Annotated in this window: 21 protein-coding genes and 1 riboswitch; of the genes, 4 read left to right on the top strand and 17 right to left on the bottom strand. The window is 70.1% G+C overall.

Features of this window, described 5'->3' with window-relative positions; translation table 11 throughout:
* Position 1: 1 nt before the first annotated feature.
* From RIA68_00415 to RIA68_00390, 6 genes are all read right to left on the bottom strand, one after another.
* Entirely contained in the window at positions 2–1,432 is a 1,431-nt protein-coding gene (locus RIA68_00415; protein ID MEQ8315895.1) for a M20/M25/M40 family metallo-hydrolase, read from the bottom strand.
* A gap of 83 nt (positions 1,433–1,515) precedes the next feature.
* Positions 1,516–2,040 (bottom strand): hypothetical protein, encoded by a 525-nt coding sequence (locus tag RIA68_00410; protein ID MEQ8315894.1) that lies wholly within the window; start codon positions 2,038–2,040, stop codon positions 1,516–1,518.
* A gap of 36 nt (positions 2,041–2,076) precedes the next feature.
* Positions 2,077–3,198: a prepilin-type N-terminal cleavage/methylation domain-containing protein gene (locus tag RIA68_00405; protein ID MEQ8315893.1), complete on the bottom strand. Its 1,122-nt coding sequence runs from the start codon at positions 3,196–3,198 to the stop codon at positions 2,077–2,079.
* A 131-nt stretch (positions 3,199–3,329) separates the two neighbouring features.
* Positions 3,330–4,643: a hydroxysqualene dehydroxylase HpnE gene (gene hpnE, locus RIA68_00400; GenBank protein MEQ8315892.1), complete on the bottom strand. Its 1,314-nt coding sequence runs from the start codon at positions 4,641–4,643 to the stop codon at positions 3,330–3,332.
* 3 nt (positions 4,644–4,646) lie between these two features.
* Positions 4,647–5,537, bottom strand: coding sequence for a squalene/phytoene synthase family protein (locus RIA68_00395; GenBank protein MEQ8315891.1), 891 nt, complete (start codon positions 5,535–5,537; stop codon positions 4,647–4,649).
* Positions 5,495–6,517 (bottom strand): squalene/phytoene synthase family protein, encoded by a 1,023-nt coding sequence (locus RIA68_00390; protein ID MEQ8315890.1) that lies wholly within the window; start codon positions 6,515–6,517, stop codon positions 5,495–5,497. The genes RIA68_00395 and RIA68_00390 overlap by 43 nt, the downstream gene beginning before the upstream one ends.
* 50 nt (positions 6,518–6,567) lie before the next feature.
* Here RIA68_00390 and ispH point away from each other — a divergent pair, with 50 nt between their 5' ends.
* Positions 6,568–7,611 carry a 4-hydroxy-3-methylbut-2-enyl diphosphate reductase gene (gene ispH / locus RIA68_00385; protein ID MEQ8315889.1) on the top strand — a complete coding sequence of 348 codons (1,044 nt, stop codon included), beginning with the start codon at positions 6,568–6,570 and terminating at the stop codon, positions 7,609–7,611.
* A 37-nt stretch (positions 7,612–7,648) separates the two neighbouring features.
* On the opposite strand, the gene RIA68_00380 is transcribed toward ispH, so the two are convergent.
* The 5 genes from RIA68_00380 to hflX form a co-directional block, all read right to left on the bottom strand.
* Positions 7,649–7,942 (bottom strand): hypothetical protein, encoded by a 294-nt coding sequence (locus tag RIA68_00380; protein MEQ8315888.1) that lies wholly within the window; start codon positions 7,940–7,942, stop codon positions 7,649–7,651.
* 37 nt (positions 7,943–7,979) lie between these two features.
* Positions 7,980–8,798 (bottom strand): DUF1559 domain-containing protein, encoded by an 819-nt coding sequence (locus RIA68_00375; GenBank protein ID MEQ8315887.1) that lies wholly within the window; start codon positions 8,796–8,798, stop codon positions 7,980–7,982.
* Positions 8,798–10,222, bottom strand: coding sequence for a PQQ-binding-like beta-propeller repeat protein (locus tag RIA68_00370; protein ID MEQ8315886.1), 1,425 nt, complete (start codon positions 10,220–10,222; stop codon positions 8,798–8,800). Before RIA68_00370 ends, RIA68_00375 begins: the two co-directional genes overlap by 1 nt.
* The gene (locus RIA68_00365) at positions 10,223–11,113 is read right to left on the bottom strand and encodes a GC-type dockerin domain-anchored protein (protein ID MEQ8315885.1); all 891 of its coding nucleotides are present in this window, start codon (positions 11,111–11,113) and stop codon (positions 10,223–10,225) included.
* 175 nt (positions 11,114–11,288) lie between these two features.
* Positions 11,289–11,527: riboswitch (cobalamin riboswitch) on the bottom strand.
* 412 nt (positions 11,528–11,939) lie between these two features.
* Positions 11,940–13,343 (bottom strand): GTPase HflX, encoded by a 1,404-nt coding sequence (gene hflX / locus RIA68_00360; protein ID MEQ8315884.1) that lies wholly within the window; start codon positions 13,341–13,343, stop codon positions 11,940–11,942.
* Positions 13,344–13,385: 42 nt separating this feature from the next.
* On the opposite strand from hflX, the gene RIA68_00355 reads away from it, so the two are divergent.
* The 3 genes from RIA68_00355 to RIA68_00345 are packed head-to-tail and all read left to right on the top strand — an operon-like array spanning position 13,386 to position 16,642.
* A complete protein-coding gene (locus tag RIA68_00355; GenBank protein ID MEQ8315883.1) occupies positions 13,386–14,975 on the top strand; it encodes a S41 family peptidase in 1,590 nt (529 codons plus the stop codon).
* A gap of 30 nt (positions 14,976–15,005) precedes the next feature.
* A complete protein-coding gene (tsaD, locus tag RIA68_00350) occupies positions 15,006–16,082 on the top strand; it encodes a tRNA (adenosine(37)-N6)-threonylcarbamoyltransferase complex transferase subunit TsaD (protein ID MEQ8315882.1) in 1,077 nt (358 codons plus the stop codon).
* Positions 16,079–16,642 (top strand): peptide chain release factor-like protein, encoded by a 564-nt coding sequence (locus tag RIA68_00345; GenBank protein ID MEQ8315881.1) that lies wholly within the window; start codon positions 16,079–16,081, stop codon positions 16,640–16,642. Before tsaD ends, RIA68_00345 begins: the two co-directional genes overlap by 4 nt.
* A gap of 1 nt (position 16,643) precedes the next feature.
* On the opposite strand, the gene RIA68_00340 is transcribed toward RIA68_00345, so the two are convergent.
* The 6 genes from RIA68_00340 to RIA68_00315 all read right to left on the bottom strand — a co-directional run bounded on the left by RIA68_00340 (position 16,644) and on the right by RIA68_00315 (position 24,751).
* The gene (locus tag RIA68_00340; protein MEQ8315880.1) at positions 16,644–17,294 is read right to left on the bottom strand and encodes a hypothetical protein; all 651 of its coding nucleotides are present in this window, start codon (positions 17,292–17,294) and stop codon (positions 16,644–16,646) included.
* A gap of 75 nt (positions 17,295–17,369) precedes the next feature.
* Positions 17,370–17,714 carry a hypothetical protein gene (locus RIA68_00335; GenBank protein MEQ8315879.1) on the bottom strand — a complete coding sequence of 115 codons (345 nt, stop codon included), beginning with the start codon at positions 17,712–17,714 and terminating at the stop codon, positions 17,370–17,372.
* A 30-nt stretch (positions 17,715–17,744) separates the two neighbouring features.
* On the bottom strand, positions 17,745–17,966 hold the full coding sequence (locus tag RIA68_00330; protein ID MEQ8315878.1) for a hypothetical protein: 222 nt from the start codon (positions 17,964–17,966) through the stop codon (positions 17,745–17,747).
* A 96-nt stretch (positions 17,967–18,062) separates the two neighbouring features.
* On the bottom strand, positions 18,063–18,737 hold the full coding sequence (locus RIA68_00325; protein ID MEQ8315877.1) for a hypothetical protein: 675 nt from the start codon (positions 18,735–18,737) through the stop codon (positions 18,063–18,065).
* A gap of 413 nt (positions 18,738–19,150) precedes the next feature.
* Positions 19,151–21,124, bottom strand: coding sequence for an ankyrin repeat domain-containing protein (locus RIA68_00320; GenBank protein ID MEQ8315876.1), 1,974 nt, complete (start codon positions 21,122–21,124; stop codon positions 19,151–19,153).
* Positions 21,125–21,163: 39 nt separating this feature from the next.
* On the bottom strand, positions 21,164–24,751 hold the full coding sequence (locus tag RIA68_00315; GenBank protein MEQ8315875.1) for an efflux RND transporter permease subunit: 3,588 nt from the start codon (positions 24,749–24,751) through the stop codon (positions 21,164–21,166).
* Positions 24,752–24,754 lie beyond the last annotated feature (3 nt).

The following is a 24,754-nucleotide window of genomic DNA, read 5'->3' as shown; positions in this document are numbered from 1 at the left end:
GTCACGCCCCGCCGCTCCGGAGCAGATCGATCAAGACGGCGTGCGAGCGCGCCCCCATGCGGAAGCAGGGCAACTCGAACTTCTCGTTCGGTGAGTGCACGCGGTCGTCGTCGAGCCCGAAGCCCATGAACACCGTGTCGAGGCCCAGGCTGTCCTTAAGCATGCCCGCGACGGGAATCGAGCCACCGGTCTTGATCAGCGCCACCTCCATGCCGGTCGACTTTTCCATCGCTTGCCGGGCCGTCGCGAGCCATTTCGACGTCGGGTCGACGCTCGAGGGGTGCCCGCCGTGCATGTCCTCGAGTTCCCAGCGACATCCGGGCGGGGTTCGGGCCTCGAGCCATGCGAAGAACTTCTTGACGATGTCGTCGGGATCCTGGTCGGCGACCAGCCTGAAGCTCACCTTGGCCGTCGCGTACGCGGGAATGACGGTCTTGGCGCCCGCACCGGTGTAGCCGCCCCACATGCCGTTGATCTCGGCCGTCGGGCGCGCCCACTCACGCTCGATGCTCGTGAATCCTGCCTCGCCGATGTCGGCCTCGGGCGACAGCCCGATGTTCCCCAGCATGGTCGGCACGTCGATGTCGAGCGCCTTCCAGCCGGCCCGTTCCTCGTCGGTCGCTTCGATGACGGCGTCATAAAAGCCGTCGATGGTGACGTGGCGGTTCTGGTCCCACATCTGGGCGAGGACCTTGCTCAGTTCGTTCAGCGGGTTGGGCATGCGCCCGCCCCAGAAGCCGCTGTGCACGTCCTTGTCGGGGCCGTGCAGGCGGACCTGCGTGTACGCCAAGCCGCGCACGCCGTAGGTGATGGCCGGACGCGTGCGTGAGATCATGCCGGTGTCGCTGATGAGACAGAAGTCGCAGCCCTTCAATTCGGACTCGTATTGCTCGAGAAACTTCTCGAGGTTCTCCGAGCCCGACTCTTCCTCGCCTTCGAGCAACACCGTCACGCGGAGGCCGCCGGCAGCGTCGCCGCTCTCGTCCTTCCAGGCCCGCAGCGCCTCGAGGAACATGGCGACCTGGCCCTTGTCGTCGCTCGCACCACGCGCCACGACGTGGTCGGCAGGCGTCTTTGCATCGGCCTTCTTCACGATCGGGTCGAACGGGCCGGTCTCCCACAGGTCGAGCGGGTCGGGCGGCTGCACGTCGTAGTGGCCGTAGAAGAGCACGTGCGGTCCGGTGCCGCTGTCGGCGTGAGGCGTCTTGGCTAGCACGCACGGGTGGCCCGGCTCATCCTTCGAACCCGTGGGCAGCACGCGGGCGTTGAGGCCAGCCTCCTCGAGCCGATCGGCGGCCCACTGGGCTGCCTCCTGGCATTGGGCCTTGAACTCGGGATCGGCGCTGATGCTCGCGATTCGCAGCCAATCGCAGAGCCGCTCAATGGCCTGAGACTCGTCTTGCTCGAGCTTCTGGAGAACCTTGTCGATCAATGCGTGCTCCCATCGCGGCTTCTTCCGCCGCCGAAGGGGCATCGTTGCAGCCTCGACCGCAAACTTCCCGCCACCTGCAGGAATCAGCCGCCGCGGCCCCGAGCTTCCTCGCGGTCAAGGGCTTCGAGCATGAGCTCGACCGGCGGCCGTGGATTGCGACCGACGACGTCGCGGCCACAATCGGGGCACGTGACCCGCTCGCCCTGCGGTACGTAGACCCAGGTCGCATCCATCTTGGCTCGACCCTCTCGCGTCCAGAAGCAGGCCTCGGCGGGCACGAGCGTCTTCGAGCCGGTATTCGGGTTTTCCAGGGGATACGTCGAGCCCTCTGGCACGCGATAGTCGATGAAGAGTTCGCCGGTCTCGGTGTCGATGAGCGTGTGCTCCTGGGTCCAGCGCTCGAGCGAGCCGGTCTCGGTCTGAAGAGCCCGGGCGCCGAGCACGGCCGCCCCGATCAGGCATCCCAGGATGACGACCGCGAGGACGACGTTCTTGGGCGGAAGGTTGCCCGAGCCGCCGCGATCGCCCCCGGCCTTCTTCTTGGGCTGGTGCTGCTGATCGAAGTCATCGATCAGGCTGCCAAGGCTCTCCTGCTGTGCCTGTGTCATCGCTGCTCCGCTCGGCCACGAGTGCGGGGGGGACGGTCAGGGCACAATGTAGGGGTCGGTGCGAGAGATGTTCAGGGCCTTGTCGGGCCAGGTCTCGAGCGTGTGCCGCCAGAAGAAGCTCGGATCTCCCAGCCTCGTGCCGGTGGGGAACCACATGTCGGGATCGACGGCCTCGGCGTCGGTCATGAGCTTGACGTGGCCATCGAAGAAGGCCAGGTGACCCAGCACCTGCGTCGCCGCGACCTGGTTCGGGTCGGTCTGGGTGCCATGGCGGAATCCGATGCGACGCATGTCCGGGTACTCGCGCGGGTTCGACACGTGCAGGCGGCGGCCGTTCTCGCCCGGCGCCACAGTGCGGTCGAGTTCCTTGCTTTCGCGCCAGACCGCGCCAACGCCGCCGAACGCACCGCCGTACCAGCCACTGCCGCCGTCTCGCGTCCCCATCTCGTGGTCGAAGTCGGGGCGCGTATCGCGGTACGCGTAGCGGTGGCCCTCGAAGACGGCGACCTTCTGGTAGAGCGTGCCGACGTTGAAGAGGAAGGGCTTGTAGTTGCCACGGTCCTGGCCCGACCGCGGGTCGGTGCCGCCCTGCGATCGCGGCTTGGTACTCGACGTGAACTGCGTGCTCATGTTGTAGCCGATCATTCGGCCGGTCTTCCAGAACGGTGTCTCGCTAGGCCAGGGCGAGGATTGGAATCGATTCGCGGGGCAGATGTACTCGTCGACCTGCTCGCGATACCAGTCGAAGCGCTCCGAACGGAACTTCTCGCTGTCGCGCGTGCGCCCCTCGATCCGGACGCCGTCGCCGGGCCCGATGCGACCGTTCATGAAGGCCAGCGGGCCCATCCAGTCCCAGGTCTGCATGGCGATGCCGTTGTAGACGTCGAAGCTGGCGTCGTAGCCGCTCGTATCCGGACCGCCGACGATCGCGTCCTTGTACTCGTTCGCGTAGACGTTGATGCCCTGGACGATCGAGCGCAGGTTGCTGGCGCCCTTGACCTGTCTCGCCACGCCCCGGGCCTGGCCAAGGGCCGGCAGCAGGATGCCGATCAGCAGCGCGATGATCGCGATGACGACCAGAAGCTCGATGAGCGTGAAGCCCCGGCGTGTTGACGATCGACGAAGAAGCGTTCCGCCCGCGATCTGCCTGGTGAGCATGCCGCCATTCCTCCCGCGTTGCACTGACCGCTCGAGTGAGTCGAGATTGAGGCCAATCGTAGCGAGCCGTGGCCCTGTGTCCGGTCCGTGGAGCCCGCCTGCGGGGGTCCCGCAACGGTCTTAGCGCTCGCCTAATGCAATGCGGTGTCGCTGGCTGTCGGCTGCGTGCCCAGTTCCAGCAATACGGCGGCGGCCGCGCCCCGCCCGCTGCGGACGGCGCCCTCCATCGTTGCCGGCCAGCCCGTGGAGGTGGCATCGCCGGCGATGAAGCACCCCTGGTCGGCCAGGCGTCCGGCCCCGGGCCGGCGCGGCTGGAAGGATGGAGTCGCCGCGAACGTCGCCCGACGCTCGAGCACGGGCCGGGCCCATCGCACCTCGGCCCCCCGCGCGGCCGGCAGGTAGGACGCGATGTCGGCCACGGCCCGATCCACGGTCTCGGTCTCGCTCAGCCCCACCCAATCATCGGCAGCGCTGGCCACGCCGTGGACGAGGCTGGCGTCGCCGTGCTTGGCGAACACCCACTGGATGCCGCCCTCGACGAGCACGGCGTGCGGCACGTCGAGCACGGGCCGATCGAATTGCACGTGCACGCCCAGGATGGGGCTGAACGACACGCCCTGGTAGGGCTCGCGTCCGTCGACGGTCACCATGCGGTTGGCGGCCGATGGATCGAGCGCGCAGATGATTGCGTCCGCCTCGAACGCGCGCCCGTCCGCGCACTCGACGCGTCCTGGCTCGATCGACTTCACGCGGGCGCCGAGCTCGGCGCCGCCGCCGGCAGCTTCCAGAATCTCAGGAACCGGCTCGTACAGCTGTCCGAGCGGGGCGATCGGCACGCCGATGCTGGCGCTAGCCGGGCCGCCGAGCATGGCGCCCTGCACGACGTGGAGCGCCACCTCCGCGCTCACGTGCTCGGGCATCAGGTTGCAGGCGCTCACGATCAGCGGCTCCCAGAAACGCGTCATGGCGCGAGGCGTCGGATCGGTCACGGACAACCAGTCGAGGAACGGCGTGTCGGCGAGCGTCGTTCGGTCGACCCGTCCGGCGGCTCGCGAGGCGCGCACCAGGCTGCGCTTGTCTGCAAGGCTCAAGAATCTCGCCGTGAGCAGCGATGGCGCGAATGCGAGCGCGCCCGGAAGCGGCAAGGCCCGCAGCGTGCTGCGCCGCCCGCCCGGCTCGATCCACGTCTGTCGCGTGCCCCAGGCAAGCTTGTGGGCGACGCCCAGCCGCTCGAGAAACTGGACGTAGACGCGGCAGGCTCCCATGGCCACGTGCTGGCAGTTGTCGAGGACCTCGCCCGTGCGCGAATCCTCGAACGACCCGGCGCGGCCACCCAGGCGGCGGCGAGCTTCGAGCAGCGTGACGGCGACGTCGTTGTCGGCCAACATCACCGCCGCGGCGATGCCGGCGAGCCCCCCACCGACGACGATGGCACGCCGCTCCATCGCCTACGCCAGCCGCCCGGCCGCGAGCACGCGGCGGCCGATGGCCCCGGCGGCGATCGTGAGCTTCGCGCCCCCGCCGAGCGAACTGGACGCGCCCGCGCGGCCCAGCCTGCGCGCCACCATCCGGTAGGCCCGGGTCATCGCCCAGAGCGCGGGCCCGGCGTCGCGGCGGACCATGGCGTCGAGCGGCGTCGAGGCATCGAGCATGTCCATCGCCTCGCGCAGCAGGTCGTCGCGGACGCGCGGGTCGGTCGGCGAGGCGCCCAGGCGATTGAGACGCTCGCTCGGCACGTACCGTCGGCCGGTGCGCGCGTCTTCTTCGAGGTCGCGCGCGATGTTGATGCGTTGCAGGGCGCGGCCACGCATACCCGCGAGTTGGCACGCGTCGTCGCGCTCGGCGGCATCGCGCACACCCCAGATCGCCACGCAGCAGCGGCCGACGTTACCGGCTACCCGGTCGCAGTAGGCGTCGAGCTGTTCTTCGGTGTCGAGCTCGACCGTGTCCAGATCGGCGCGCACGCCCTGGAGGAACGAGTCGAACCACGCGGGCTCGAGCTCGTGCGCCCCGGCAGCGCGCGCGAAGCTCGGCCAGATGCCCCCGCCGGCGTTGCCGGCGAACGCGTCGCGCGTACGCCGTTCGAGCTTCTCGAGGACCGCGGCGCGAGCCGCCGCAGGTGCGGATGCGTCGGCCGCGTCGTCGGCCAGGCGCATCCAGGCGTAGATTGCGTGCATGGCACTTCGGCAGCGAGCGGGCGTCAGGCGAATGCCCACGCCGAAGCTCGAGCCCGCCCGCGCCGTAATCTCACGGCAGCGCGCGGCCGACTCAGCGAGGTCGCACCGGTCGGCGTCGATCAGCTCGGCGAGGCGTTCGAGTTCGTTCTGGTCTTCCGCCACGTAGGAGAATATAGCGAGGCAAGGCCGCACAACGCGATCCACGCCCGGGCCGAAGCACCGACGCGAGGCCGCTTCCACAGGGTCGCACATCCTTCGGCTTCGATCCGATGCAGCGTTGCCCGTCCTCCCATCGCCATCATCCCGATCAGGGATCCCAGCCTCCCGCCGACCAAGCCGGGAAGATCCGACCCTCCGCGATACAGCGCGCCGGTGCGTTCAACGAGCGGTCTCACAGCCTTGATGTATTGAATCCTCGCCGAGGCATCGTCGGGCGTTCGAGTCCACGCACGCAGCGTGTCGGCGTCGAATCCGGTCTCCGCGCTCGGCAAGTAGACCCGATCTCGCTCCAGCAGGTCTCGTCGGACGTCCTGGACGTGGTTGGTCAGTTGCAGGGCCGTGCAGATCGCGTCGCTCTGGCGCCAGGCTGAGGCGCTCGAGTCATCCTCTTCCGGGGGGCGAAGCCCGGCGAGCATCAGCACGATGCGGCCCACCGGGTTGGCGCTCAGTTCGCAGTAGCCCAGGAGCGCGTCCCAGGTCTCGTATCGACGCACGCGCTGGTCCATCTCGAAGGCGGAGATGAGCTTTCCGAACTCGCGTTTGGGTAGGCGGTGACGCTCGATGGTGGGCCTGAGCGCTACGAGCACCGGGTGCGACGGATCTTCTCGCTCGAGTTCGCTCCGGAACCAGCCGAGCAATTCGAGCGCCCGGTCGCGGACGGCATGTTCGGGAGCATCCTGGGCCAGTGCGGGATCCCTTTCGTCGCCCAGGTCGTCGGCCCAGCGGCAGAAGGCGTACACGGCGGCGAAGTCTTCGACGAGATCTGCCGGCAGCAATCGCCCGAGCACGACGAAGTTTTCGCTGGCCCGGCGGGCAAAGGCGACCGCGTAGCGGCGCGCTTCGGAATCGGGCACCGGCCGACAACCAGGGCCGAAGTCGGCCAGCATCTCGATGGGCGGCTTGGTGGGATCGAGGCGGGCCACGGCGAACCTCCGGCGCGAACCAACCCTACGCCGCCAACCTATCATGTCGCGTGCGATTGATCTTGCCAAATCCCAGGGGCTTCTGCGCTGGCGTGAGCATGGCGATCGACGTGGTCGACCAGGTGCTCGACCTGTGCCCGGGCGAACCCGTGTACGTCTACCACGACATCGTCCACAACACCCACGTGGTCGACCGGTTCAAGGCCCGGGGCGTGCGCTTCGTTGAGGACGTCACGCTCGTGCCGGCTGGTGCGATCGTGGTCTTCAGCGCCCACGGCATCCCGCCGTCGGTACGCGAGCAAGCCGCCGATCGCGGCCTGCGCGTCATCGACGCAACGTGTCCGCTGGTGACCAAGGTCCACAACGAGGCGATCCGTTACGCCAGGCTCGGATATCAGATCCTGCTGGTAGGCCACCGAAACCACCAGGAGATCATCGGTACGAGTGGCGAGGCGCCGGAAGCGACGCAGGTCGTGGAAAGCCCAGAAGACATCCCGAGCCTGCACATCGACGACCCGACAAAGCTGGTCTACCTGACGCAAACCACGCTGAGCACCGACGACGCCGGCGTCATCATCAAGGCGCTCAAGCAGGCATACCCAGACATCAAGAGCCCGCCAAGCGAAGATATCTGCTACGCAACGACGAACCGCCAGCACGCGGTGCGGAAGCTGGCCCCGATGTGCGACCTGACGCTGGTCGTTGGCTCGACGCACAGCAGCAACAGCAAGCGATTGACGGAGATCAGTGAGCACGCGGGCACGCCTGGGCGGTTGATCGAAGATGCGGGCCAGATGGACATGGCGTGGTTCGACGACCCGGACGCGACGGTGCTCGTCACCGCCGGCGCGAGCGCGCCCGAAGACCTCGTAGCCGACGTCTGCCGAACGCTGCTCGAGCGATTCGGCGGCGACATCCAGGCGTGCGACGTCTTCGAGGAAGACGTCTACTTCGCACCACCCGCGGGACTCAAGAAGATGATGCGTTCACGGGGCATCGACCCGAAGGATCGAGCGATCCGAGTGAGCACGCCCGAGATTACCGCGCAGGCCTATGGCTCGACGGCGCTGACCATCAGTGCACCATCTACTTGATGGACTTGGATGATCTTTGGGCAGCCGCAGAATCGACCTACTGGGCGGCCTCGGCCTCTTCGGCGATGGCCTTCAGTGCCCGGCCGTTCATCAGCGGGATACTCGTTCGGCCCGTCGTGAGAACGACGCGGACGTAGGGCTTGCACATGCCACAGCCCGTGCAGCAGCCGGTACGCTCGCTGAGCTCGTCCTGCGTGAGGCCCTCCTCGCGGGCCATTTGCAGGAGCTTGTCGAAGGGTTGGTCGAAGCAGACGCATCGCTCGACGCGGACACGCGTACTCGGCGCATCAAGGTCCGAGATCGTGGGTTGTCGTCCGTTGACCTTCGACATCTTCGATCCACACTATCGACTGTGGCGAGGCCCTTTCTCAGCGCCAAGCTCGCCAATCGGGTATATAGCGAGGATCGTTGTGGACGCCCACAGACCCGATGCCCTGCGCGGCCTGTGTGAGCCACTCGTGGGAGGCCCGATAGGCTCTCGCGCTGCCATCAGCGTGCACGGCGAGGCACGAAGCGCCAGCGCCAAGACCGCCATGCCGGAAGCACGTAGTCGGGTACTCGTTCTCCCGCCATCTTCCGTGGCCTGCATACAGCATGGGAGGATCGAGCAGCGCGTTGCTGACTGGAAGCACCCGAGGCCCGCGGCTGATGAGCGTGTCGGCGAAGACGACGAGGTTGGAAGGATCGGCAAGCGAGGCAAGGCGCTGGTGCGGGCGGTGCGCGATGTCGTACGACCAGCCGGGCGTGTACGCCGGGCTGAGGAAGTAGCCGTTGTAGCCGTAGGTGCTGGTTGGAGCGCGGGTTGCGCCCTGGTGCGCGTAGGTCCCGGGCCGCTGGGCCGGGCACGCGTAGAGGCCGACTTCGCCAAGTGAGGCTTCGAGGTAGGGCGTCAGCAGGCCGCGGGCGTGGTCGAGCGATCCGCTCACCGAACCATCGGCGCCCCACCAGAAGACGTTGTCGCCCCCGCCCGTGTCGCGGCGATCGGTGTAGGCCAGTGGCATGGCGATGCCCTGGTAGTCGCTCGCGTACATGGCCCATCCAAGCCCGAGCTGGCGGACGTTGCTGGCGCACGCGGCGGTGCGGGCGGCGTCGCGAGCGCCCGCGAGCGCCGGCAGCAGGACGCCGACGAGCGTGCCCACGATGGCCGTGACGAGCAGGACCTCGATGAGGGTGAAGGCGCGTCGCATCAGCACCCCGCCGCGAAGGCGTTCTGGAAGCACAGGAAGTCGAAGATGGTCAGCGACCCATCAGCATCGCAGTCGGCAGCCGGGTCGCCGGCGTCGAAGGCATTCTGGAAGGCGAGGAAGTCGAAGATGGTCAGCGAGCCGTCGCCGTCAAAATCGGCGACGCAAAGCTCGCCCAGCGCGAAGCCGGCGACGTGATCGGCCCACGCACTGATCGCCACGCCCTGCGCGATGGCCGGCGATCCGCCGCCCAGGTCGCTCGACCCGCGTACGAACGCCGCGCCCGATGGGTCGGCGTCGAGGTCCAGCAGCACCAGCCCGCCCGTGGGCGCACCCGCAAGGAGCAAGAAGCCATCGGGCGTCTCGATCACCGCCGGCTGGTGGTCCCAGCCGCCGGCGGCGAGGTACTCGCCGGGATCGATCTCGCCGTTGCCGTTGAGGTCGTCCCAGGTCGAGGTCGCAAGGTCCCACAGTCGATCGGCCGAGGCTCCGAGGTCTTGGTAGACCTGGACGGTTGGGATGGAGCCGAAGCCGTCGATGCCCGCAGACAGGACGACTCGGTCGTCGCCCAGCGGGATGGGCATCGCGTCGGTGCGTTCGGCGGGCGTTTGCCACAGCACGTCGCCGCTCAGGGCATCGAGCTTCATGATCGCACTGTTGTCGCGCCCGCCGCCGAAGCCGTAGCTGGCGGCAAAGACGGCGTTGTCCGCGAAGACGGTGCCGCCGAAGAAGCCCTGGGTCGTGTCCGTGCTCCAGACCTCTCCGGCGCCGTTGAAGGCGCGGATGGCGCCATCGGTCAGGGCGACGTAGGTGCGCAGGAGGTTCAGCGCGGGCGTCGCGCCCGAGGCCGAGCCGATGACCGGGTCGCTGACCACGTCCCCGCTGGCCAGGTCGAGCGTGACCAGGCGGGCCGCGCCGCCGAAGGGGTCGTAGGTGGTCACGCGGACGATGCCCGTACGGAACTCGATGGCCGGCGAGGCGTTGACGATGCTCTGCCCCAGGTCGGTCGCCCACACCTCGTCTCCGGTGAAGAGGTCGAGCCGCACGACGCTCGTGCCGGTGGCGACGACGACCTCGTCGAAGATGCCGATGGCCGGGCTGGACCACGACCCGAAGACCGGCGCGTCGATGGGCGTGCGCCAGAGCTCGTCGCCCGTCCGGGCTTCGAGCGCCACCACGTGGGCCTCGGCATCGATCATGCCCAGGACGACGGCGGTGCCGGCCTCCGAGATCACCGGCGTGGCCTGGGCGACCGGCTCGAACAGGCCGCCGGCGTCGTACACCCAGAGCGGGCTGCGGAGCACGGGCGGATCCGACTCGACCAGCGCCACCCGGGCGGTCGTGCGGCCGGCGTGGGTCCAGGCGTCATCGGCGAGCGCGCCGCCGGCAGCGAGCGACAGTGCGAGCGTAATGGTCGCGCGACGCACCTAGCACCCCCCGGCGAATGCGTTGGTGAAGCACAGGAAGTCGAAGATATCCAGGCGGCCGTTCTCGTCGCAGTCGGCCCGGCCGTCGCCGTTGCCGAACAGGTTCTGGAACTCGAGGAAGTCGAAGACCTCGAGCACGCCGTTGCCGTCGACGTCGGCCGTGCAGGTCGCGCGGACGACCGAGACGCCGTCGATGTCGGGCGATTCGCCGTCGCCGGCGGTGATGCGCACGAAGTTCACCTCGAACAGGCCCGCATCGGCGATGTCGATGCCGATGCCGCCGCCCGAGCCGTCGTAGGCGTCGAGCAATTGGCCCCAGTCGAGCCCGTCGGGATCGATCGTGGGGTCGACGGGCAGGCGGAAGTCGCTCAGGACGTCGCCCGGCAGGTCGGTGAAGGGCGTCGGCAGGTCGAGGTAGCCCAGCGTCGGGAAGTTGCTCTCGGCGGGCATGGCGACGGGAAAGAAGTCGACGCCGTCCTGGGAGACCTCGATCGAGCCGCCGTCGAAGAAGGTGCCACCGACGACGCCCGCGGGGAACGCCGCGTCGAGGTAGCCGCCGTTGTGGAAGAGGATCAGGTCGACGCCGAAGGGGTTGGTCGCCGCGTCGAAGGCCGGCGTGCCCAGGCGCAGCGTGAGGGTGCCGCCGGCGCCAATGGTGACGACCTCGCTGGAGAGGAACGCGGGGTTGAAGGGCGTGACGGCGCCGGGGAACGAGCCGACGCCCGTGAAGCGCGTGGGCTCGCCGAGTGCGCTCGTCGGCTCATTGAAGCCCGCGGGCACGTCGGCCCCGGGCGTGTACTGGACGACCTCGGCGGCGAACGGGTCGAGCAGGCCCTGGGCGCTTGCGGCGGCGGAAGCGGACAAAACGACAAACAGAGCAACAGTGCGCATCGCGCACCCCTTCCGTGCCGGCTGTGTGCCGGCGTGCGTCCCGAGTCGCGCGGGACGGCCCCGGACCGTGCCCACAAGGGCGGTCCATAGGTCGCTCTTCGCTTGGGTTCTTTGAGCACGGCAGCGCGCACGCCCGGGGCACACGAACTCGCACCGCGCCACCCCATTCGCGAGGGCGACAACGCAGGCTCGTGGCAGGTCTTCCGGCTCCGGGCCCGATCCTCGGCTGCCTTCCCGCGAGGGAGTTTGAACTTCCCGCAGTGGCGTGCTCCCCGTGCCTGTTCAGGCAGGGGGCCGAGGTCGGAAGCTGCCCGTTACGGCGGCGCGTCCGCGGTGGCTTCTCACCACGCTTCCCTCTTCGCTCCGGGGCGTCCGCAAGGAGCGCCCGGGAGAACCATGAGCGCGGGAGCGTACCCGGGCGGGCAAGGCGGATCAAGCCGGCCCAAACGAGGGGTGGGACGGGCCGGCCGACGCCGCGCTTCGTGCGAGCACGATGATCGGGTTCTGGAAGCAACACCGGCTCTCATGGGCCGTGGCGCGGGTACTGGTCCGAGAAGAAGCTGTGCAAAACGGTTTTGCTCAGGAGCAGAACCGTTTTGCTCCTGAGCAAGACCGGTTCGCTTCGGAAGGAAACCGTCGCACTCCTCAGCGAAGTCCCGCTGCTCCGAAGCGCAACCCGCGCACTGCGAAGCACGATCGCGTCGCTCCCGAGCCGGGGCGTTCTGCTCATGGGTCGAGTCGCCCGGCTCGGCAGCGCGGGCGCTTGGCTTGTGTACGCCGCAGCGCTCCGCCCCGGCGCACGGGCGTTCATGCCTCGCAGCGAGCGTTACAGCCCCTTCCACCCCGCTCGCTGCACCTCGCCGCGGCCGGGCGTCTCGACGCCGAGCGAGCGGAGCTGCCGCAGCAGTCGGTCGCTCATGTCGGCGGTGACGACCACGACGCCGTCCTCGTACTGGCGGTCGCGCACGGTTGCCTGGGTCTCGATGAGGTTGATGGCCTTGGGGTTGCTCAGGGGCACGCGGAGCGTGACGTCGCCCACGTCGCCCTCGGCCAGTCGGCGGATGCGGCGCGCGAGCTTGGCCTGGCCGGGGCGCTCCTGCTCGGTCCCGTCCGCGTTCTTGGTTGGCGGCAGCGAGCAGAGCGCGATCGCGTCGGGCAGGCGCTGCTGCCACACGAGCAGCTCGCGGTTGTCGCGCAGGCGGTCGATCTTGTTGAGCACGATGACGCGCGTGGGCGGCGACCAGTGGCCATCCTCTTCAACCTTGGCCGTCTCGGCGTCCAGGTCATCGAGCGTCTTCATGACGGTCTGGTACTGCAGCTCGCACGCGGGATCGGCCACGTCGAGCACGACCAAGAGCACGTCGGCGTGCGTCGCCTCTTCCAGGGTCGCCCGGAACGACGCGATCAGCCGGTGCGGCAGGTCGCGCACGAAGCCGACCGTGTCGCTGAGCATGACCTCCAGGCCCTGGCCCAGGTCCCACGCCCGGGTGCGCGTCATGAGCGTGGCGAACACGCGGTCGTCGGCGTAGGCCCCGCCCTCGGTGAGGGTGTTGAACAGCGTGCTCTTGCCGGCGTTCGTATACCCCACGAGCCCGACCGTGAATCGCTCGGCGTTGCGTTGCCGCACGGCCCGGCGCTTGCGGCCCTGCACGCGCTCCAGCTCGCGTTCGAGCTCGAGCCTCCGCCGCTGGACCAAGCGGCGGTCGATCTCCAGCTGCTGCTCGCCCGGCCCGCGCGTGCCGACGCCGCCGATGCCCCCGCTGCCGACGATGCGCTCCAGGTGGTCCCACATCGCGCGGAGCCTGGGGTAGGTGTACTCGAGCTGGGCCAGCTCGACCTGGAGCTTGGCCTCGTAGCTGGTCGCGCGGCTGGCGAAGATGTCCAGGATGAGTTCCGAGCGATCGAGCACCTTGCGCTCGGTCGTCCGCTCGATGGCCGAGATCTGCGCGGGGCTGAGGTCGTGGTCGAAGATGATGGTCGTGGCGCCCAGCGCCTCGCACAGGCCCTTGAGTTCCTCGACCTTGCCCTTGCCCAGGTACGTGCCCGACTGGGGCCGCTGCATCCGCTGCTCGAGCTCGCCCACCACCACCGCCCCGGCCTGCTCGGCCAGGGCTCTCAGCTCGCCGAACGGGTCGGCCGGGTCGTAGGTCGAGTCGGGCAGCCGCGCGGCGGCGAGCACCGCCCGCTCGGCGCGGACTTCGATGGAGGTTCGTTCTTTGCTTGGAGGCATAGAGGCTCGGAATCCAGTGGCGGTGGGCGTATCGTGGAGTGCATGCAGTCTACGAGCGTCGTGAAAGCAAAGCCGAAGGACCGCAAGGCCGGTGGCCCGTTCTGGGGGCCGGGCCGGTTCCTGCTGGTCATCGCGCTGCTGGTGACGGTGTCGGCCTCGCTGCTGGTCCTCCGCGAGCGGCTGCTGGGCCTGGGCCGCTTCGCCCAAGCTGCCGCAGTCCTCAAGATCATCGAGGACAACTACGTCCAGGAGACCGACCCCGACGAGCTCAGCCGGGCGGCCATCAGCGGCATGCTGGGCAACCTGGGCGACCCCAACAGCATCTACGTGCCGCCGGCCGTGGCCGAGCAGTTCAACCGCATGGTGATGGGCGCCGACTTCGTGGGCATCGGCGTGCAGGTGCAGCGGCGCGACGGCTTCGTGACCGTGACGACGCCCATGGCCGGCACGCCCGCGGCCCGGGCCGGCGTCCTGCCGGGCGACCGCATCGTCGCGGTCGACGGCGTCGACACGCGCGAGCTGGACACCGAGGAAGTCACGACGCTCATCGCCGGACCGCGCGGCGAGGCGGTCACGCTCACGGTGCTGCGTGGCGAGGACGGTGCTGGCGAGACCGGCGAGGGCGACGAGATCGACCTCGAGATCGTGCGCGGCGACATCCGGGCCGAGTCGGTCAAGGGCCTGCGACGGCTCGACACCGAGGGCGCCTGGTACCACGCGCTCGACGACGAACGCGGCATCGGCTACGTCCGCATCACGCAGTTCGTCGGCGGCACGGCCGAGGCGACCTACGCCGCGATCGGACGCGCCCGCGAGCAACTTGCCGCGCAGGACGCCGAATTGGACGCGCTCATCCTCGACCTGCGATCCAACCCCGGCGGCGTCATCGGCGAGGCCGTGGGTGTGGCCGATCTCTTCATCCCCGGCGGACCGGTGGTGCGCACCCAGGACCGCCAGGGCAATTCGACGAGCCTCAGCGCAGCGCCGGGCGTCGCGTTCGAGGGGCCCATCGTCGTCATGATCGACGGCATCAGCGCCTCGGGCTCGGAGATCGTCGCGGGCGCGATGGCCGAACGCCTCGAAGACGCCAAGGTGCTCGGCACGCGGACGTTCGGCAAGGCCAGCGTGCAGACGGTGTACGGCCTGCCCGACGGCGGCACGCTCAAGCTCACCGAGGCGCACTACCTCTTGCCCAGCGGCCGCAACCTGCAGCGCCTCCCCCCGGGAACGGCGGGCTCGGCCGAGTGGGGCGTCGACCCGAGCCCCGGCATGCACGTGGCGCTCGAGGCAGGCGACGGAGCACGGCTGGCCGGGCTGCTCGAGCGGCTGGACGCCGTCGGCGGCGAGGACGGCAACGGCGGCATCGCCGAACGCACGTGGGACTCGGCCGAAGACCTGCTCGCGGCCATCGACGATCCGCAGCTCTCCGCGGCGCATGAGGCGCTCGCGGGCAGGCTGGCCACCGGCGAGTGGCCGCGCGTGGGCGGCGACCCGATCACCGGCGAGCGGGCCCTGCGGATCGAGCAGCTCGAGCAGGCGCTGGGCCGCATGGCGACCGAGCGCGAGCGGATGCTCGACGAGATCGAGCGTCTGCGCAGCGAGATCAGCGACGACGAGCTGAGCGAGCGATGACGGCAGGGCGCCGATGAAGTGCGACCGGCCATGTTGACGCTGGGCTTCGAGACCTCCTGCGACGAGACGGCGTGCGCCATCGTGCGCGACGGCCGGCACGTCCTGAGCAACGCCATCGCCACGCAGACCGAGCTGCACGCCGGCTACGGCGGCGTCGTGCCCGAGATCGCCGGAAGGGCACACGTCGAGCGGCTGATCCCCGTGCTGCGGCGGGCCGTGCAGGACGCGGGCGTGTCGCTCTCCGACATCGACGCCGTCGCGGTCGGGCACCGGCCGGGGCTCATCGGCAGCCTGCTCGTGGGCGTGAGCGCGGCGAAGGCCGCGGCGCTCGCGCTGGGCGTGCCGCTGGTTGGCGTCGACCACGTGCAGGCGCACCTTGTTGCAGGAAACTTGGACGCCGACGACGACACGCCCATGCCCGCTTTGGGTCTTGTCGTGAGTGGCGGGCACACGGCGACGTACCTCGTCCCGGAACTGACGCGGGCCCAGCGCCTGGGCTCGACGCGCGATGACGCGGTGGGCGAGGCGTACGACAAGGCCGCGACCATTTTGGGCCTCGAGTACCCCGGCGGGCCGCGGCTCGATGCGCTCGCGCAGGATCCGGCTGCCGATCCCTACGCGGTCGAGTTTCCGGTCAGTAAGCTGGAAGAAGGCTCGCTGGACTTCTCGTTCAGTGGTCTGAAGACCGCCGTGCTGTATGCGGTCAGGGGCGTGCCGGTGCGCAAGGGCGCGCCGGGCCCGCCACCCCCACCGCCGCTCACCGAAGATCGCGTGCGCGACCTGGCCGCGTGCTTCCAGCGCGCCGCGTGCCACGCCGTGATGCTCAAGGTCGGCCGCGCGCTCGACGCGCTGGCCGACAGCGGCGTCGAGTGCCGGTCGATCTTGGCCGGCGGCGGCGTCACCGCCAACAGCCGCCTGCGCAAGGAACTCACGGCGCTCGCCGCCGAACGCGGGCTCGTGCTGCGGCTTCCCGAGATGGAATATTGCCTCGACAACGCGGCCATGATCGCCGCGCTCGGTGGGCTTCGACTCATGTCCGGCCAGCACGACGACCTCACGCTGCGCGCCCATCCCTCCAGCGACATCCCGGCGTTTACCGCCCTATGAGCCGCGACCCGCGAGACGCCGACTACTTTGCAGCGCCCGAGCGCGTCGAGCGCAAGGCTCACCCGGCGTCGCTGCCCGACGAGGACATCCTTGCCGACTGCACGCTCGAGCGCGGCCGCATCGGCGGGCCGGGCGGACAGCACCGCAACAAGGTCGAGACGGCCATCACGCTCACCCACACGCCAACGGGCCAGAGCGCCCAGGCCGGCGAGCGGCGCAGCCCCAAGGACAACCAGCGGATGGCGCTCCGCCGCCTGCGCCTGGCGATCGCCACGCACGTGCGCCTGGCCGTCCCCGCCGGCGAGATCCGAAGCGACATGTGGTTGCAACGCACACGCGGCGGCAAGATCGCCATCAACCCGAATCACCGCGACTACCCGACCATGCTCGCCGAGGCGATGGACGTCGTGTGGGCGGCGCGGATGGATATCCGCAAGGCCGCGGCGCGCCTCCAGGTCAGCCGCACGCAGCTCGTGCGCATGATCGCCAAGCACCCCGCGGCGCTCGCCGAGATGAACGCCGCGCGTGTCGCGCGCAGGCTGCGGCCGCTGCACCCCTAGGTCAGCCCCCGACGCCCCGCGGCGAGGCGATCGGCGCGCTCGCGATGCGGCGGGATTCGCGCCGCCGCCCCACCGCCACCAGCAGCCCGCCCAGCGCGACCACCCCCGCCGGCGCCGGCACCACGCGGATCGTCGCCTCGCCCTCGGCGAGGTCGTCCAGGCGGGACTCGGAGCCAGACGAGGCGCGTTCGAGGTAGACATCGAAGAAGATCGTCTCGGTCATCAAGCGGACCTCGAACGGAGCGGCGACGTCGACCGGGGCGGTGTACGTCGCCTCCCAGAAGGCGATGGGGTTGGTCGGATCGCCGTAGATTTCGCCGATGCCGTGCAACTGCCCGGCGATGATGCCGCCCACGCCCCCAGCATCGACCATCCCCCCCGACGAGCCCGCCCCGGCGAGACTCCCCACTACGCGCGGCTCGCTCAGCCCCTGCGCGCCCGCCGACGAGCGCAGCGACGTCACCACCCTTTCCATCGCGTAATCCCTCGCATCGAAGTACGCCTCCATCCGGATCGTCGTCGACTGCCCCGGCTCCAACACCGGGTCGTCCACCAGGATCGTGATGCCGTTGCGGGCGACCTGGGCGCTCGCCGCGCCGGCAGCCAATAGCACGGCCGCGGCGCTTAGGGTCTGCAATCGCGTGATGGCCATCGGCGCTCCTCCTCCTCCCACCATACCGGACGTGCCGCCATCGAGCCGGCAATGCACGGCGATCAGTCGCCGCGTCTACCGCCGCCGCCCCACCGTCAGCAGCAGTCCGCCCAGCACGACCACGCCCGCCGGCGCCGGCACCACGCGGATCGTCGCCTCGCCCTCGGCGAAGTCGTCCAGGCGGGACTCGAAAGCAGGTGAGGTGCGATCGAAGTAGACATCGAAGACGATGGTCTCGGTCATCAGGCCGACATCGAACGGAGCCGCGACGTCGACCGGGGCGGTGTACGTCGCCTCCCAGAAGGCGATCGGGTTGCTCGGATCGCCGTAGACGCCACCGAAGAAGTGAAACTGCCAGGCGATGATGCCGCTCACGCCAGCGCCGTCGATCACGCCCGCCGTGCTGCGCGGCCCGTCCATCGGCGGCACCAACCGCGGATCGCCCAGCCCCTACGCCCCGGCCGACGAGCGCAGCGACGTCTCCACAAATCCCATGGCGTGGTCACGCGGGTCGAAGTACGCCTCCATCCGGATCGTCGTCGACTGCCCCGGCTCCAGCACCGGGTCGTCCACCAGGATCGTGATGCCGTTGCGGGCGATCTGGGCGCTCGCCGCGCCGGCGGCCAGCAGCACGGCCGCGGCGGCGAGAACGGTCGATCGGGTGCTCGTCATGGGCCGTCCTCCTCTGAGCACCATACCGGACGTTCGGCCCGCGTGCCACCAGCGCGCTCCTGCAATCTCGCGGGCGCTGGCGGCCCCGGCCGGGCCCTACGCGGCGTCCCGGCCGCTCGCGCCAACGCCCCCGCCCTCCTGCGTCGACCCGCCCTTCGATCCGAGCTGCACGGGCAGGACGTCGCCGCGCACCAGGTGCCGGCCGTGCTGCGCATCGATGGCGTAGTGCACCCGGCCGACGCCCACGTGCAGGGTCTCGTCGGTGAAGCGCCGGCTGGTCGTCGTGCCCATGATGGTGTACTGCTGCTCGCCGGGCAGCGCGCGCTTGACGACGTAGAACGTCCCCTGCGGGCCGCCGCCGTCCCACGAGATCTCGACCGCCCCGCCCGGGCGCACGACGAACCTCGGGCTCGACGGGGCCTCGGGCGGCCCGGCGTCGCCCGGCTTGTCGCGCGGGCTGAGCCCCGCCAGGGCGTACACGCCTGGGTCCTGCGTGACGGCCGCGTGCGTCTTGATGGCGCCGATGGCCGCGCGCGTGCGGTCCATCGCGTGGCGGATGCTGATGCGCCACGCGAGCGTCGCGGCCTTGGCCCGGCTGGCCGCCTCGTCGGCCTCGCGGCGCTTGATGCGGCTCTCCTCGGCCAGGTCGCGGATCTCCTGGGCGAACGCTTCGCTCAGCCCGATCTCGCCCGCGTGGTCGATCCACCGCTGGGCGCGGGCCCGGATCCAGTCCAGGGCGTCGGTCGGGTTGCGGGGCAGGTTCTCGGGCATGGCTGTCGTCCTGTCTGGGGTTGTCGGGAGCGCCCGAGGGCGTGCCGGGCAGCGCCGGCGGTTCCCGCGTCCTCATCCATCGACCGGCACGGCCGCCCGCATGACCCGAAAACCACCGCAACGGCCTCGAACGCCCCGAACCGGCACGTCCTGCGCCCGTTGACGCCCTTCAACGGGCCGCGAACACGCGAGAACGCCCCGATTCCATGCGTCAACGGCCGGATTCGAAGCGTCAATGCCGCGTTGACGCGTCGCTATGCCGTGTTGACGCATCGCTATGGGGTGTTGACGCGTCGCATCGGATCGTTGACGCGTGCGCACGCACCGTTGCCCGATGGCACGGGCCCGTTGCCGTGCCCCGCCCGCCCCGCGGCGCACGCCGCCCGCTCCGCGGCGAACACGACCCGCTGCGCTCAGGGATCGCCGGGGTCGGGGGCGTCCCGCTCCGATCGCTCGCGGGCGTGCCACGCCGCCTCGGCGGCCTCGAGCATCTCGACGAGGCGCCCGAACCCATCGTGCCCGGTGATCGACGCGGCCCAGCGGTTCGCGTCGGGGTCCCCGGCGGCCTGCTCGGCGGTCTCCAGCAGCCACCGGCGGACCGTCCGGCCGTCGGCCTCGTGCGTGGGGTCGACGCCGGCGTCGAGCAGCACCGCAACGGCGTCCGGCTCGGCTTGCATCGCCGCGTACCAGAGCGCGTTGCCGACGTCGCGGCCCCCGACGTTCGTGCTCGCGCCCAGCTCGACGAGCCGGCGGACCATGGGCTCGCCGCCGCCGACCGCGGCGGCGGCCAGGTCCCTCGGCGAGCAGATCTCGACGCGGTAGCGCCGCATCGGATAGGCCTCGAGCATCGCATCGAACGCCGGCAGGCAGCCCGACAGCATCGCCTCGTCGAACGCGTGGATGGCGGCGGTCTCGGTGCCCCTCAGGCCGAGCCCCAGCACGTGCGCGGTCGAGCCCAGGTCGCGCCGGTAGGGCGCCTCCCAGGCGAGCCGATCGGTCGAGACGGCGTGGCGCAGCAGGTTGCGCTGATGGTCGCCGACGTGATCCAGCCCGCCGGCAACGAGCTGCTCGACGCACGCGGGGTCGCACCCCATGATCGCCGAGCACGCGGCGTTCTGGAGGCGCCAGTCTTCCCACTCGAAGTGCGCCAGCAGACGCGCGCGCATGGCGTCGCTCGCGTGGCAGAACGCCGTTTCCAGGCCCGACGGCGTGTCGAACCGGCCCAGGTGCGGGAGCATCGCTTCGACGACGGGCTCGTGCCGGTGGAAGAGCGCGACGACCATGGGCGGGTAGCCAAAGGATTGCATCGCCGGGTCGGCGCCGGCGTCGAGCAGCGCGTTCACCGCCGCCGCGTGCCCGCGGGCGGCGGCCCAGTGCAGCGGGGTCGAGTGGTCGAGGAACTTTGGCACGCCCGCCCGCTCGCCGAGCGCCTGGTGGATCGCCGCGCCGCCGGCGAGCACGCGCTCGATCTGCGGGGCGTCCCCCGCCGCCGCCGCGCGATGCAGCGGGGGCAGCGGGTCGACGGCCATCCACCGGTGCGTCAGCAGCACGGCGCTGGCGCCGGCAACCAGGACGAGCGCGAGCGCGGCGCCGAGCGCCGGGGCGCGCGCGGCGAGCAGCTCGAGGACCGTCGAGCGCGCGGCGGGATCATGCCCGCACTCGGTACACGGCGCACCCTCCGGCAGGCCATCGCGGTCGTGCCCGCATCGGACGCAGCGGCCTCGCTTCCTGCGGCGGCGGCGACGCAGCGGACGCAGGGCGCACAGCGGCAGCAGCAGGATGGACCACGCGAGTGCGAATACGAGCGTGTTCACGAAGAGCCCAACCGGCATCGGCCGCAGCGGCACGATCGCCGCGAACGGCCCCACCGGCCACGGGTCGAACCGGATCTGATCGGCACCCTCGACGGCACCCGTGGCAGCCGGCCAGTCGACCGCCATCGCCGCGAACCCCCCGCGCACGAACTCGCCGGGCAGCGCGTACTCGGTCGGCCCCGCCGTGCGCACCGCGCGGACGCACCGCATCGGCCACCCGGCGCTCACCTCCCACGCCTCGTCGAACGTCCGCTGCCGCGCCGGCGCGAACGGCCCGGGCTGGTCGGCGAGGTCGTGCCCCACGCTCCACGCGGGAAGGTTCGTGGGCGTGTCGAGATCCGGCGGCTCGTCCCACAGGTCCAGGGCGTCGAACGTCTGCCACGAAAGCGTCCGGTCGCGTCCCGCTTCGACCAGCCATCCCCGCATCTCGGTCCGGCTGCCAACTGGCTCGCCGGTCAGCGGCGTGTCCGGCCACGCCGAGCGATCGACCAGGGCGCCCGCCCACGCGACCAGCACGCTCGTGCTCAGGCCGAGGGCGAGCAGCAGGGCCAGCATGAACGCGAAGCGTCGCACGGGGACATCCTTGGCCCGCCCCGCAACACGCGGATCGACTTACGCGGGCTGTGGTGCGGTGGCCGGGGCCGGAGCCTCGTCCGCCCGGCGACTCCGCGCCAGCGCACGGCGGGCGGCGACGCGCATGTCGACCACCAGGCTGAACAAGAGCGGCGTCAGCAGGAGCGTGAAGAACGTGCTGACCAGCAGGCCGCCGACGACGACCGAACCCAAGCCTCGGTACATCTCCGAGCCCGCGCCTGGGAACAGCACCAGGGGCAGCATGCCGCCGACGCTCGTCATCGTGCCCATGAAGATCGGGCGGATGCGGCTGGTGGTGGCGCGGGCGATCGCCTCGTGGGCGTGGTCGACGTCGACGTCGGGATCGGTGAGCGGATCCTTCTCCATGAAGTTGCGGCTCTGGTGCACGATCAGGATCGCGTTGTTCACCACGATGCCAACCAGGATCACGAAGCCGAGGATCGTGAGCACGTCCAGGTTCTGCGGGGCGATGGTCGGGTCGGCGGCCGACACCGCATGCACCCACGCCAGCGCGGCGAACCCGCCCACGATCGCCAGCGGCACCGTGAACATGATGACCAGCGGGTACAGGAAGCTCTCGAAGAGCGCGCACATCAGCAGGTACACCACCGCGAGCGCCCACACGAAGCGGGCGGTCAGCAGGCCGGGGTTGGCCGCCAAGCCGCCGAAGAGCATGAGCAGGATGCCGCCGACCAGGAGCAGGCCGAGCGCGCCGTAGGCGTAGAAGAACTTCTTGCGGCGCACCGCCACGACCATCGTGACCAGCGCGAGCGCCAGCCCGCCCGCCTGGGCCGCCCAGCCGAACAGCCACAGCGGCCGCGACCCGGCGCCGCCCGATGCTCCGCCGGCGTCGTCGAGCCCCACGCCGAACATCGCCTGCTGCACCTCGTCGAGCTTCGCGGCCGTGCCCTCCAGGCAGATGCGCATGGTCGAGTCGATCTGCCCGCTCTCGCGCAGCGGCGTAATGATGTTCTGGCGGATCTCGTCCTTGACCTGCGCGACCGGCACGCCCTCGGGCGGGCGCACGTTGATGGTGACGCTGGGCAGTTCTTCGACGCGGCTGATCTCCTGGGGCGCCAGGCCACGCTTGACGTCGACCACGCTGTCGATGGGCACGACCGGGCCGGCCGGCGTGGCGATCGGGATGCTCAGCATCTTCTCCAGGTACTCGAGCCGGCCGCCGAAGGGCAGCATGACCAGGTCGACCTTCTCGCCGTCGAGCTGGTAGTCGCCCACGAAGATGCCGTCGAAGAGCCCGCGCACGGCCAGGCCCACGCCCTCGGTGGTCAGGCCCAGGTCTCGGCCCACCGAGTTGATCTCGGCGCGGACCTCGGGCTGCTCGAGGCTGAAGTTGGCCGGGCTGGGCTGGACGCGGCCGTAGCCGTACGTGCCCGCCGCCGCGAAGAAGGCCTGCTGGGCGACGGCGTTGACCTTGGCGAGGTTGGGCCCGCTGATCTCGATGTCGATGGTGCCGCCGCCGCGGATGCCCCCCCCGAAGAGCGACGCCTGGCTCGCGCCGCCGAAGATGTCGCTGTTGAGCTGGTTGAAGCTGTTGGTCAGGATCTGGCCGACGGGGATGACGACACGCTCGTCTGCGCTGGTCGCGCCGGCGAACATCGAGGTGCCGAAGGCGCCGATGAAGAAGTTCTCGATCGCCACCGGTTCATACGCGGGCATCTGGCCGGTCACCGGGTCGGGCGCAAAGCCGTACGGGATGCTGGCGAGCTGCGATGCGTCGTCGCTGCCGAGCTCTTGCGTCGTGTACGGACCGACCTGGGCCTCCATGCGCTCGGCCAGCTCGGTGCGCGCTTCCACGCTCAGGCCCGGCGGCAACAGCAGCCCACCGAAGACGAGGTTGCGATTGCCCGCGGGCAGGTAGTCGAGCGGCGGCATGAGCACCCACGACAGAAGCAGGCTCGCGGCCGTCAGGACGATGATCGCCAGCGGCCGCAGCGTGGCGCCGCGCCACGTTCCCATGAGCCACCGGATGGCCCGGCCGAAGCCCTCGGACGCCGCGTTGCCGAGCGTCGCGAGCCCGCCGAGCGAACGGAGCGCCCGGCCCGCCTTGGTCTTGGGCTTGCTGGGCTCGCCCAGGATGGCGGCGCTCGCTGAGGGGATGACCGTGAGCGAGACGATGAGCGAGAGCGAGACCGCGCCGACGATGGCCAGCGAGATGTCGCGGAAGAGCTGGCCGGCTTCTTCCTGGATGGTCAGGATGGGCACGAACACGACCACGGTTGTGAGCGTGGAGGCGAGCACCGCGCCCCAGACCTCGCGCGCACCGTCGTAGGCCGCGATCGCCGGCTTCTTGCCCATCGCGCGGTGGCGGTCGATGTTCTCCAGCACCACGATGGCGTTGTCGACCACCATGCCCACGGCGAACGCCAGCCCCGCCAGCGAGACGACGTTGAGCGTGCGCCCCAGCCCGAGCAAGACCAGGAACGTGCCGATGATCGAGATGGGGATGGCCACCGCGATCACGAGCGTCGCGGGCACGCTGCGCAGGAAGACCAGCAGCACGACGCCCGCGAGGATGCCGCCGATCCAAAGGTTCTCCAGCACGAGGTCGATGGCCGAACTGATGTACGTCGTCTCGTCGTAGACCTGCCGCATCCGCAGGTAGGGACCAACCTCGGGATGCAGGTTCGGCAGGATGTCCTGGCGGATCTGGTCGAGCTGCTCGCGCATGTCGGCCATGACCTCGACGACGTTGGCGTCGGTCTGCCGCAACGCGTTGATCGCCAGGCACGGCTGCCCGAGCGACCGCACGAAGCCGCGGGCCTTCTCGTGGCTGAGCTCGACCGTGCCGATGTCCCGCAGGTACACGGGCTTGCCATCGCGATAGGCGACGATGGTGTCGAGCACCTGCTGGGTGTCGCTGAACTGGCCGACGACGCGAACGCGGTAGTCGCGCTTGCCCTCGGCCAGCGTGCCGGCCGACACGTTTCGGTTCTCGCCGCGAAGGGCGTCGAACACGTCGACGTGGTTGAGCCCGCGCTGGGCCATGGCGTAGGGATCGAGCAGTACGCGGACCTCGCGCTCGCGCCCGCCATAGACGTTGACCTCGGCCACGCCGCCGACACGCTCGAGGAACGGGCGGATCTCGCGATCCACCGGATCAAAGAGCGTCGTGATGTCGAAGTCGCCGAACTCGTCCAGGTGCTCGGGATCGATGTCGATGATGATCCAGGCGATCGCGTTCTCGGGCCCGCCACTCGTATCGGCGATGATCGGCTCGTCGACCTCTTCGGGGTAGTCGGGCACCTGCCGCAAGGCGTCGGAGACCTCTTGGAGCGCGCGGTCGATGTCAGAGCCGATGAAGAACTCGAGCGTCACCGACGCCGAGCCCTCGCTGCTCGTGGAGCGCATCGACTTGAGGTTCGAGACGTTCTTGAGCTGCTCTTCCTGCTCCTTGGTGATCTCGTCGACGACCTCCTGCGGGCTTCGGCCCGGCCAGAACGTCGAAACGGTAATCACCGGCCGATCGACCGTCGGCGTGAGCTGAATGGGAATGGCGCCCACGCCGATGAGCCCGAACATCACCACGATGAGCACGGCGACGACCACGCCCACGGGTCGCTGGATCGCGAGTCGAACGAGGTCCACCGG

The organism is Phycisphaerales bacterium (assembly GCA_040217175.1).
Lineage (GTDB): Bacteria > Planctomycetota > Phycisphaerae > Phycisphaerales > UBA1924 > JAHCJI01.
This window is presented reverse-complemented; position numbering and strand designations above follow the sequence as displayed.